At 38.2% G+C, this 11,079-nt stretch carries 13 protein-coding genes and 1 riboswitch; of the genes, 9 read left to right on the top strand and 4 right to left on the bottom strand.

Going from position 1 to position 11,079, the window contains the following annotated elements; genetic code table 11:
* Window positions 1-413 (top strand): hypothetical protein (locus GX497_10210; protein HHY73582.1); only part of this gene is annotated, 413 nt, incomplete at its 5' end.
* Between the two features lie 262 nt (window positions 414-675).
* Here the strand turns inward: GX497_10210 and GX497_10205 are convergent.
* The 4 genes from GX497_10205 to GX497_10190 all read right to left on the bottom strand — a co-directional run bounded on the left by GX497_10205 (window position 676) and on the right by GX497_10190 (window position 3,571).
* The gene (locus tag GX497_10205) at window positions 676-876 is read right to left on the bottom strand and encodes a hypothetical protein (GenBank protein HHY73581.1); all 201 of its coding nucleotides are present in this window, start codon (window positions 874-876) and stop codon (window positions 676-678) included.
* Window positions 877-972: 96 nt separating this feature from the next.
* Window positions 973-1,218: a DNA alkylation repair protein gene (locus tag GX497_10200; protein HHY73580.1), complete on the bottom strand. Its 246-nt coding sequence runs from the start codon at window positions 1,216-1,218 to the stop codon at window positions 973-975.
* A 53-nt stretch (window positions 1,219-1,271) separates the two neighbouring features.
* A complete protein-coding gene (gene metC, locus GX497_10195) occupies window positions 1,272-2,453 on the bottom strand; it encodes a cystathionine beta-lyase (GenBank protein HHY73579.1) in 1,182 nt (393 codons plus the stop codon).
* Window positions 2,454-2,458: 5 nt separating this feature from the next.
* Window positions 2,459-3,571, bottom strand: a complete 1,113-nt coding sequence (locus GX497_10190) for a methionine biosynthesis PLP-dependent protein (protein ID HHY73578.1) — start codon at window positions 3,569-3,571, stop codon at window positions 2,459-2,461.
* Between the two features lie 67 nt (window positions 3,572-3,638).
* Window positions 3,639-3,744: riboswitch (SAM riboswitch) on the bottom strand.
* Window positions 3,745-3,971: 227 nt separating this feature from the next.
* Between GX497_10190 and GX497_10185 the strand changes: the two genes are divergently transcribed.
* From GX497_10185 to GX497_10150, 8 genes are read left to right on the top strand one after another with little or no spacing between them, the layout of a single operon-like run.
* Window positions 3,972-4,691: a phosphoadenylyl-sulfate reductase gene (locus tag GX497_10185; GenBank protein ID HHY73577.1), complete on the top strand. Its 720-nt coding sequence runs from the start codon at window positions 3,972-3,974 to the stop codon at window positions 4,689-4,691.
* A 14-nt stretch (window positions 4,692-4,705) separates the two neighbouring features.
* Window positions 4,706-5,785, top strand: a complete 1,080-nt coding sequence (locus GX497_10180) for an inorganic phosphate transporter (protein HHY73576.1) — start codon at window positions 4,706-4,708, stop codon at window positions 5,783-5,785.
* Between the two features lie 43 nt (window positions 5,786-5,828).
* Window positions 5,829-6,977: a sulfate adenylyltransferase gene (sat, locus tag GX497_10175; protein HHY73575.1), complete on the top strand. Its 1,149-nt coding sequence runs from the start codon at window positions 5,829-5,831 to the stop codon at window positions 6,975-6,977.
* A 31-nt stretch (window positions 6,978-7,008) separates the two neighbouring features.
* Window positions 7,009-7,608, top strand: coding sequence for an adenylyl-sulfate kinase (cysC, locus tag GX497_10170; protein HHY73574.1), 600 nt, complete (start codon window positions 7,009-7,011; stop codon window positions 7,606-7,608).
* Between the two features lie 11 nt (window positions 7,609-7,619).
* Window positions 7,620-9,242 (top strand): nitrite/sulfite reductase, encoded by a 1,623-nt coding sequence (locus tag GX497_10165; GenBank protein ID HHY73573.1) that lies wholly within the window; start codon window positions 7,620-7,622, stop codon window positions 9,240-9,242.
* 24 nt (window positions 9,243-9,266) lie between these two features.
* Window positions 9,267-9,482, top strand: coding sequence for a DUF3906 family protein (locus tag GX497_10160; protein HHY73572.1), 216 nt, complete (start codon window positions 9,267-9,269; stop codon window positions 9,480-9,482).
* 18 nt (window positions 9,483-9,500) lie between these two features.
* On the top strand, window positions 9,501-10,280 hold the full coding sequence (gene cobA, locus GX497_10155; GenBank protein ID HHY73571.1) for a uroporphyrinogen-III C-methyltransferase: 780 nt from the start codon (window positions 9,501-9,503) through the stop codon (window positions 10,278-10,280).
* Window positions 10,281-10,319: 39 nt separating this feature from the next.
* Window positions 10,320-11,066 (top strand): sirohydrochlorin chelatase, encoded by a 747-nt coding sequence (locus tag GX497_10150; GenBank protein ID HHY73570.1) that lies wholly within the window; start codon window positions 10,320-10,322, stop codon window positions 11,064-11,066.
* Window positions 11,067-11,079: the final 13 nt, after the last annotated feature.

The raw sequence follows: 11,079 nt of genomic DNA, 5'->3' as shown, positions 1-11,079 counted from the left end.
ACGTATTTCCTCTAAGCAATGAAAATCTTAGCGGATATACTCTTTGCTATACTGGTTCAGTTTTTTCTGGCGTTGAAGGCAACTGGAGAGTAGCAGCAAATGTAAGTGATTCTAACCAAAATATGCGCACTTGGACAAATGATATTTCAGTTGAAGGTCATCTCTTTGAATATATAACTCTTAGTCCTTTAGGACTGCAAGTAATCGGAACCTATCAAGGAGAGGAATGCATGGTTGGTGATATGTCAATTGGGATTGAAACTGTTGATGGAATTATTCCATTGGAAGGTGTCGGGGGAAGCCAAAAACCTGATAAGCATACTTTCAATTCAAGTTGGAATACAAAAGCACCTTTAGATGTTACCAAAGTTACAGCTATAATTATAAATGGCACCCGAATTCCGATTAAATAGCAAGATGACATTACGCTTTTCTTTAACAAAATTCATTTAGGGAACTATGTGAATATAATTAATCAAAAGATTAGGAAAAGCTTACAATCCATTATTCATTTATGGATATATATATATTGAAACAATAAAAGTAAACTTATACCTAATGGTGTAATATACAATATGAGGAAGCTTACAAGGTGTGATTTAATTTTTTAATAGAGCAATATTGTTGGAATGAGAAAAGGTGAAGGGGTTTCTCACCTTCCTTCACCTTTTCTCATTATCGCGGACCTTTTACATTTTTACTTTTTGTACCTGTAGGCTCATCGCCACGTTCACGTCCTTGTTTGGCTCGCTTTTTAGCAATTTGATTTTCCTCTTTAACATCGGTTACAAATTCTGAAGCAATCTCCTGTTTTGTGTTGCGGGCCATTTGTTGCTGGGCATTTTGCTGGCTTTCAGAATTATGAGTTCTTGCCATTATGAACACACTCCTTTGATATAGTATTTTTTACAAAAGCAATCAAAGATAGTATGTGATAAAACAGCAGAAATATAAGGAGCCAGCCCTTAATCATCAGCGGGGTCTGGCTCCAAATTGTACAAATTGCCGTTCATCTTCAATTAGCCCGCATACACCACATTGAACTCTAAAGGAAGGTCCGCGGTATGGGGTATGAAATGGGTCAAGTGCTTGATTAGAATAGTCTTGAATAATCTCACCTGTTTGCGGGTCCATTTTAACAGGCTTTGGAACTTGTTCGATAATATTAAATCTAGAGCGGTTTGTACCGCAATTTGGACAGCAGTATGGTTCTGTCATATGCATCCCTCCAAATAAGTATCTACTTGTAGAATGCCCATATTTGGAAGGAATTATCGGCTTTTTATTAAATCCCCAGCAACCAGCAATGCTTGCTCAAGGTCAGCGATTAAATCGTCAACATGCTCTAACCCAACTGATAGACGTAATAATCCGTCTGTTATGCCTCGTTTTTCTCTTTCATCCTTTGGCATTGCCGCATGGGACATTGTGGCTGGGTAGGAAAGAATGGATTCAACTGCGCCAAGGCTAACTGCAAAAACAGGAATGCGGATTTGTTCAACAAATGCTTTTGTTATTTCTTTATTCGGTAACCTGAAAGATAAAACGGCGCCAAATCCTTTCGACTGTTTAACATGGATGTCATGTCCCGGATGGAATGACAAGCCAGGGTAAAACACTTTCTCAACCAAAGGATGGTTATGAAGATAATCAGCAATCTGCGCTGCTGAATCAGATGATTGCTTTAATCGTGCTGCTAATGTTTTCATCCCCTGAATTACTGTATAGGAGTCCTGTGCACCTAAAATAGCGCCAAAGGAATTTTGGATAAAACCTAGCCTATTACCAAGCTCTTCATCTTTTGTGACAGCCAGTCCGGCAATAACATCACTGTGCCCTGATAAAAATTTGGTTGCGCTATGTAACACAACATCCACCCCTAATTCAAGTGGATGTTGGTAAAGTGGTGTCATAAAAGTATTATCAAGAAAAGTTAAGCAATTATGGCTCTTGGCTATTTTTACAACCTCTTGAATATCAGTGATGCCTAAACAAGGGTTAGAAGGCGTTTCAATATAAATGACCCTTGTATTTGGTTGAATGGCTTCAGCAATCTCATCTAAGTTCGTCATATTAACAAACGTGTGGGCAATGTTGAATCTCTCTAATACTTTGGTAACAAAACGATATGTACCACCGTAAACATCTTCCGTAATCACGACATGGTCACCAGCTGACAGCAGCATAAAAGCCGAAGAAATAGCAGCCATACCAGAAGCAAAGGCAAATCCTCTTGTGCCACCTTCTAGTTCAGCAATTTTTTGCTCCAAAACCTGCCTTGTCGGATTTCCTGAGCGACTATAATCGAATCGTCCGAACTTGTCAAAGCTTTGCTGGTGAAAGGTCGATGAAAAATAAATTGGGATATTTACAGCACCAGTTTCTTTATCACCATGTCCGTCTATGCCAGCATGAATGAATTTTGTTTCAAGTTGATTATTTTTTACGCTCATAACAATTAAACCTCCTGTTGTAATTTTAAAAAGACTTGCTTTAAATCTGCAATTAAGTCTTCTGCTTCTTCAATACCGACAGAAAAACGTAATAAACGGTTGCAAACACCGCGGCGAATCCGTTCTTCTTCAGGGATGTCTGCATGTGTTTGTGTCGCTGGGTAAGTAATAAAGCTTTCGACACCACCAAGGCTTTCCGCAAAAGTAATTAATGAAAGATTTGCCAAAAACGGTTGAACTAGTTCGCTATCACTTACACGAAACGACAGCATGCCGCCCATGCCAGGATATAAAACATCTGTAACGAGCCTTTCGGTTTTTAAATAGCTGGCAATTTTTTTGGCATTTTCATCATGCTGCTTCATCCGTAAATGAAGAGTTTTTAAACCACGAATTAAGATCCATGAATCAAAAGGTGAAAGAACCGCCCCAGCAGCATTATGGGTAAATGCAAGCTGCTCGCAAAGTTTTTCCCCCTTGGCAACGACTAGTCCAGCTAACACATCATTGTGGCCGCCGATATATTTCGTTGCGCTGTGAATAACGACATCAGCTCCTAGTTCTAGTGGCCGCTGAAAATAAGGTGTGTAGAAAGTATTGTCCACAATAAGTAATAGGTTATGTTTATGAGCAAGTGCTGCAAACTGCTCAATATCAATTTGCTGCATTAATGGATTCGTTGGTGTTTCAATCAATATTGCTTTTGTATTTTCAGTAATTAACTTCTCTGTCTCGTTTACATCTATAAAATCAGTATAGGAAGTTGTGATATTATAGCTGGCTGCATATTGACGAAGTAATCGGTATGTGCCGCCATAAATGTCTTCTGAAACAATCAGCTCATCACCAGAACGAAATAGCGATAATACTAATTGAATCGCCGCCATCCCAGAACTACAGGCATAGCCCCCATCGCCACCTTCTAAATTAGCAATTCCTTCTTCCAAAATTGTTCGAGTTGGATTTTTAGTCCGCGAATAATCATAACCTGTGGACATGCCAAGTCCTTGGTGCTGGAAAGCAGTTGATAAATAAATTGGTGGATTGACTGCACCTGTCTTCTCATCGCTCTTATTACCCAATTGTACTAATCTAGTTTCTAAACTATTAATTGTCATCTTTATACATTCCTTTCATAAAAAATAAGGACCTACATAAGAAGAAGGTCCTAATCGCGCAACATTCTTCTTATCTTCTAGGCTTAAATTGCCTAAAGGAATTAGCACCGTGTCCTTATAGGCCGGTTGCTGAGACTTCATCGGGCCAGTCCCTCTGTCTCTCTTGATAAGAATATATTATTTTTTCAAAAAAGTTTAATTTATATCAACATATTATAATTTTACAAAAAGAGCAATAGTTAAATTTCAAAAAATTTATTTCTTAGTTTTTTGGTAGGAATACTTAAAATAATTCTTGACATTCCATTCCTCACCTTGTAATGTATGGATATTGATATTAACAAGTCCGACTAATCAGGGATGAATTATTAATTTTGTTTGTAAATAGGGGAGATGTTGCATGAACAATAACTTATTAAATTATGAGAATTTTAATAGCGAAAAGGGGGTTGAATTTCAAGTTGACAATGATACAAAAGGGGCAATTGAGGTTCTGACTTGGGCCTACTCCCATTATGGCGAGGAAATCGTCTATGCTTGTAGCTTTGGTGTCGAAGGGATGGTTTTAATCGACTTGATTTCAAAAGTAAAACCGAATGCAAAGATTGTTTTCTTGGATACCGATTTGCATTTTGAAGAGACTTATCAATTAATTGATAAAGTGCGCATACGCTATCCTGAATTAAGAATTGAAATAAAAAAAACGAGCCTTACGCTTGAAGAACAAGCGAAGCAATATGGCCCGAATTTATGGGGAAATAATGCAAATAAGTGCTGTGAGTTAAGAAAAATAATTCCTTTGCAAGAGGTGTTATCAAGCGCGATGGCATGGCTTTCTGGTTTAAGGCGTGATCAATCAGAATCTAGGATAAATACCGAGTTTATTAATCAGGATCACAAATTCAAATCCATCAAAGTGTGCCCACTTATTCATTGGACTTGGAAGGATATATGGCGTTATGTACATAAAAACGGTTTGCCATATAATGAACTCCATGATAAAGCATACCCGAGTATTGGTTGCAAAACTTGTACCCAACCAACATTCAATATTGATGATTTGCGGTCTGGCAGATGGACTGGTACAGGTAAAGTTGAGTGTGGTTTACATCAATCATAAACGGGGTATAAAATATGATTCTACTATATGCGGCTTTCATAATTGCCTTATTTTTTGCGATGAATATCGGTGCTAGTGGTGCTGCAGCATCAATCAGCATCGCCTATGGCTCAGGTGCAATAGCTAGTAAAAGGAACGCATTGTTACTATGTGGAATAGCGATTTTTGCTGGTGCAGTTATCGGTGGAAGTGAGGTTGTTAAAACGATAGGTACAGGGATTATTCCCCAAACACTTCTTTCCAATACGATAGTATTAATCATTTTGTCATCGGCGGCATTATCGCTTTTTATCGCGAATATTTTGGGAATTCCTTTATCGACAAGTGAAATCACAGTTGGCTCAGTTGTCGGAGTAGGGGTTGCCTACAAGGCACTATATATAAATAATATTTTAATTATCGTTAGTTTTTGGATTGTTATTCCAGCAATCGCCTTTATTTTGGCAATTACAGTCGGAAAAATCATTATTAAATTAGAAAAAAGGTTTCCGGGACTAAAACAGGCGAAAGCACAAAAAATCATTTCTGTTTTTGTAATTATTGTAGGCTTCTTTGAAGCATTTTCAGCGGGAATGAATAATGTAGCCAATGCAATTGGTCCATTGGTTGGTGCAAATTTAATTTCCATTGATAAAGGGACTATTATTGGCGGTTTATTTGTTGCCTTAGGGGCTGTTTTTCTTGGTGGGAAAGTGCTGGAGACGAATGGAAAGAAAATTACGAAATTCTCACTTCTAGAGGGAGGAGCAATTTCAGGAACAGGAGCGTCTCTCGTGATTATATCTTCGATTTACGGTTTGCCTGTTCCGTTGACGCAAGTGACAAGCACAGCAATTATGGGGATTGCCGTGGCACAAAAAGGTGCAACTCAAGTTCAAAAAAATATCATTATTAAAATTTTGAAAGTATGGCTCGTTTCACCAATCTTTTCTTTAGTTATCTCATATGGACTTGTGAAGCTGATTGTCAATTTGGATATTTACGCAATAGTCGTTTTATTTAGCGTTTGTGCAGCAACACTAGGAACGATTAGTTTGATTAATACGATTAACGAAGACCGACGGTCATATCAGGAAAATGGCGGCGGCATTTAACTACTAAACCAACTAAAAACATTCGATTAGGAGGAATTTTAAAATGGCATTAAGTCAACCACATGGCGGAAAATTAATTAATAAAAGGAATCCAAATTATGATATAAGCGGAATTACAAAAGAAATTGAGATTGATACAACAGCTTTAAGTGATTTGGATTTAATCGGCAATGGCGCCTATAGCCCAATTGAAGGCTTTTTAGGAAAAGAAGACTATGAATCGGTTATAGAAAATATGCGTCTTTCCAGTGGTCATGTTTGGAGTATTCCAATTACATTACCAGTTACAAACGAACAAGCAGACACTCTTTCGACCGGGGACGAGGTTAAACTAACGAATAACGGTGAAGTATATGGCGTCATTTCAGTTACAGATATCTACAAACCAGATAAGAAAAGAGAAGCATTATCAGTTTATCAAACAACCGAAGTAGCCCATCCAGGTGTGAAAAAGCTGTTTGAACGAGGGGACGTATATGTAGCTGGTCCGATTACACTCACAAAGCGAATTAAAAGAGAAAGATTTACGGATTTTTATTTAGACCCAGCTGAAACAAGAGAAATATTTAAGTCAAAAGGCTGGAATACAGTCGTTGGTTTCCAAACGAGAAATCCAGTACACCGCGCCCATGAATATATTCAAAAAGCAGCTTTAGAAATTGTTGATGGCTTATTTTTAAACCCGCTTGTTGGCGAAACAAAGTCAGATGATATTCCTGCTGATGTTCGCATGGAAAGCTATCAAGTTTTACTGAAAAATTACTACCCAGAAGACCGTGTCTTTTTAGCTGTTTTCCCAGCGGCAATGCGCTACGCTGGCCCAAGAGAAGCTATTTTTCACGCAATGGTACGTAAGAACTACGGCTGCAGTCACTTTATCGTCGGTCGTGACCATGCGGGTGTTGGCAATTACTATGGCACATATGATGCCCAGCTTATTTTCAACAATTTTACAGCTGAAGAGTTAGGGATTTCCCTATTATTCTTTGAACATAGCTTCTACTGCAAAAAGTGTGAAAACATGGCGTCTACGAAAACATGCCCACATGGTGTGGAGGACCGCGTCATTTTATCAGGTACGAAAGTTAGAGAAATGCTTAGTAAGGGAGAAATTCCACCAAGTACGTTTAGTAGAAAAGAAGTTGTTGAAGTATTAATTAAAGGATTACAAAAACAACCGCTAGAGGTTTAAATATATATTTACACGGAAAAAGGTGAATGAAATGAGTAAAAGTACGAATATTACATGGCATGATTCCTCAATTGCGAAAGAAAATCGCCGTGTCCAAAATAAGCACCATAGCTTCGTACTATGGTTTACGGGATTATCGGGCTCAGGCAAATCAACGATTGCTAATGCTGTTGCCCGAAGGCTTTATGAACAGGATGTAAAAAACTATGTATTAGATGGAGATAATATTCGCCATGGCTTAAATCGTGATTTAGGATTCTCAGATGCGGATCGTACCGAAAATATTAGAAGAATCGGGGAAGTTTCCAAGCTGTTTGTTGATAGTGGTCAGGTAGTCTTGACAGCGTTTATTTCACCGTTTCAATCTGATCGTAATTTAGTACGGGAGCTACTTGAAGAAAACGAGTTTTTTGAAATTTATGTGAAATGTCCATTAGAAGATTGCGAAAAACGTGATCCAAAAGGTCTTTATGAAAAAGCAAGAAAAGGGCTCATTCCTGAATTTACGGGGATTAGCTCCCCTTATGAAGAACCAGTTGTCCCTGAACTCGTTATTGAGTCTAGCAAGTTTACGGTGGACGAATGTGTAAATCAAATTATAAACTACTTATCTAGTAAAAAGATTATTTAGGAGGTACCACGATGGCATACGAAAAAACTTGGGCAAATAACCCTAATCTAAATAAAATGGAGCTACAGAAGCTTGAAAGAGATGCATTAAAGATTTTTGATGATATCGCCTACCATGCAGAGCATGGATTTGATTCAATCCCGAAGGAAAAATGGGATCTCTTTAAATGGGCGGGCATGTATTTGCAGAAGCCAAAAGAAGCTGGTTATTTCATGATGCGTGTTGTGATTCCATCTGGAATCATTACAAATGAACAGGCAGTGGTGATGGCGAATATTGCCAAGGACTTTGGACGAGATCTATATGATATAACAACACGCCAATGTGTCCAATTCCATTGGCTCACAATTGAAAATATTCCGGAAATCCATCGCCGCCTTGCAGAAGTAGGGATGACGACTGCTGGTGCATGTGGCGATATTACGAGAAATATTGTCGGAAATCCATTGGCAGGCCTTGATCCGAATGAACTATTTGATACAACGTCGATTGTGAACGAGGTTTATGAATTTTTCAAATTTAATGAGGATTTTTCCAATTTGCCAAGAAAATTCAAAATCTCAATTAATGCTAACATAAACAATGCCTCCAATTCAGAAATAAACTGCGTTGCTTTTGTACCTGCCGTAAAAGAAATCGATGGCGAGAAAGTAACCGGCTTTCATGTAAAGGTCGGCGGTGGATTATCAACTGTACCAATGTTAGCCCAAAAATTAGATGTCTTCGTTACAAAAGAAAGAACAAAAGATGTTGCAGCGGCAATTACGACGATTTTCCGTGATTATGGAAACCGTGAAAAGCGCCATCGCAACCGTATGAAGTTCTTAGTCGCTGATTGGGGCTTAGATCAGTTCAAAGAGAAATTACTACAATTAACAGGCCCACTTCCAAGTGCAGGGGAAGACGTAACGGCTGAATGGAATGCTGGTTATTTCTATGGTGTTCATAAGCAAAAACAAGCTGGATTAAATTATGTCGGTATTAATATTCCAATTGGCCGCATTAGTCCCGATGATGTGCTTGAACTAGCGCGAGTTTCTAAAAAATACGGAAATGGTGAAATCCGTCATTGTAATTCGCAAAATATTATGATCCCGAATATTCCTGATGAGAATATCGACGCTTTAATAAAAGAGCCGATTTTCGAGAAGTTTCCAATTAATCCAAGCAAATTTATTGGGTACTCAGTTGCATGTACAGGTAATGAGCTTTGTAATTTAGCTTTAGTAGAAACAAAAGCATTAATGAGAAAAATCGCTCATTATTTAGATGAAGAAATTACTATTGATGTTCCGGTCCGCATTCATATGGTTGGTTGTCCAAATTCCTGTGGTCAACGAGCTATTGCCGAGATTGGCTTGCAAGGCATTTTGATGAAAAATAAAGATAAACAAATGGTCGAAGCTTTTGAAATCTATGTTGGCGGCACATTGAATAATGGCGGCAAATTCAATGAAAAATTAAAAGGAAAAATCGAAGCGCCACAATTACCAGAAGTTTTAAAAGAGTTCATCCTGTATTTCAAAGAAACAAAACTTCCTGGCGAAACGTTCCTGCAATATGTTGAACGTGTTGGACTCACGCCGCTAAATGAAAAACTAGCTGGCATTTTAGCTACAAAAGCTGAAGTATAATCTCGTTATGGAAGGTGAGAAGGTATGAATTTATATCGATTTGAAGTAACTATCAATAATCAATTGCTTCATGCGGTTGTTGCAGCTGAGAATGACGAAACTGCCTTTCGCCTTGTTGATATCGAACTAGAAAAAAAGTTTATTAATGTAAAAGATGTGCAAAATGTTTCATTATATGAGAAGAAAAAAATTGAGAAAGGGACTGGTTTTGTTTTATCTTCATTTGAAACCATCCTTTAATGAAAGAGGTGAAATACGGTGGGAAAAGTTTATTTAGTAGGTGCTGGCCCAGGTGATCCAGATTTAATTACGGTAAAAGGATTAAAATGCATAATGGAAGCAGACGTTATTTTATATGATCGCTTAGTAAATAAAGAGTTATTAACGTATGCAAAAGCAAATGTAGAGCTACAATTTTGTGGGAAATCACCAGAGTCGCATTTTTTACAGCAAGAAACGATAAATCATTACCTTGTTAAATATGCAAAGCAAGGAAAAATCGTGACAAGGCTGAAAGGCGGCGATCCCTTTGTCTTCGGGCGCGGCGGGGAAGAGGCAGAATTTCTTGCAAGTCATCGTATTGAATTTGAAATTATTCCAGGGATTACATCAGGAATAGCTGCACCAGCCTATGCCGGCATTCCGGTCACGCATCGTGAGCTTGGGTCATCCTTCGCTTTTGTCACCGGGCACCGCAAAAATAATGAAGAAGACAACATAAAATGGGAGGCACTTGCCAAAGGAGTCGATACATTGGCCATTTATATGGGAGTGAGTAGCCTCCCGTATATTCAAGAAAAACTTCTATACTATGGAAAAAATCCCGAAACACCGGTTGCGCTTATTCATTGGGGGACTTCGTCATTTCAGCATACTGTCGTTGGGACATTACAGACGATTGTTGATGTCGTAAAAAAAGAAAAAATAACAAATCCTAGCATGATTATTGTTGGGGAAGTTGTGCAAATGCGCGAAAAAATAAATTGGTTTGAAAAGCTTCAAGTGGCACAAAACTCCAATGTAAACGAAGCGTTTTAATTAATCAGTTGATGGAATAATAGAAAGGAGGACGCCTACTTGAAGGCAATTCTTTACATTGGCCATGGCACACGATCAAAAAAAGGTGTCCAAGAATTAAAAGCTTTTATGCAGCACTTAATAAAACGAAGTGAGGCTCCTATTCAAGAAATCAGTTTTCTAAAGCTAACAGAACCATCGATTGAGGTAGGATTCGAAAGATGTGTAGAAAGAGGGGCAACAGAAATTACTGTTATACCGTTATTCCTATTGGCTGCAAGCCATATTAAGGAAGATATCCCCCAAGCGCTTTCATCTCTAAGTGAAAAGTATCCTACTATTAAAGTAAATGTGAAAAACCCGCTTGGAGTACAGGACAAAATTGTTCATATGATTGCCGATAGCGTGAAGGAAGCTGTACCTGATTTGGGTGCAAGAGATTCCATTTTAATCGTTGGTGTGGGAGGAAGTGATCCGAGTATCCCGCTTGCTTTCGAAAATATCATTACAGTGCTAGAAAAACGTTTAGGCCATAAGGATATTTCTATCTGTTATTTGGCAGCTGCAAAACCAAGCTTACAGGAAGGCTTCGAGATTATTTCAAAAAAGCCTCCTAACCGTTTGATTGTCATTCCTTATTTATTCTTCCCAGGTCAACTATTAGCTTTAGTTAATCAACAGATTCGTGAGCTCGAAAAACATGGTCAATCTATTATTGCTATAGAACCTTTATCAAGCCACCAAGTCATTTTAGACCTCGTATTACAGAGTACTTTTAATGAAGAAAGGCTCAACATCTGCCTCTAGAGGCAAGAAGTTG

The sequence above is a fragment of the Bacillus sp. (in: firmicutes) genome (assembly GCA_012842745.1).
Classification (GTDB): Bacteria; Bacillota; Bacilli; order Bacillales; family Bacillaceae_J; genus Schinkia.
Note: the sequence above shows the minus strand (reverse complement) of the source record. Positions and strands in the feature narration are given on the sequence as shown.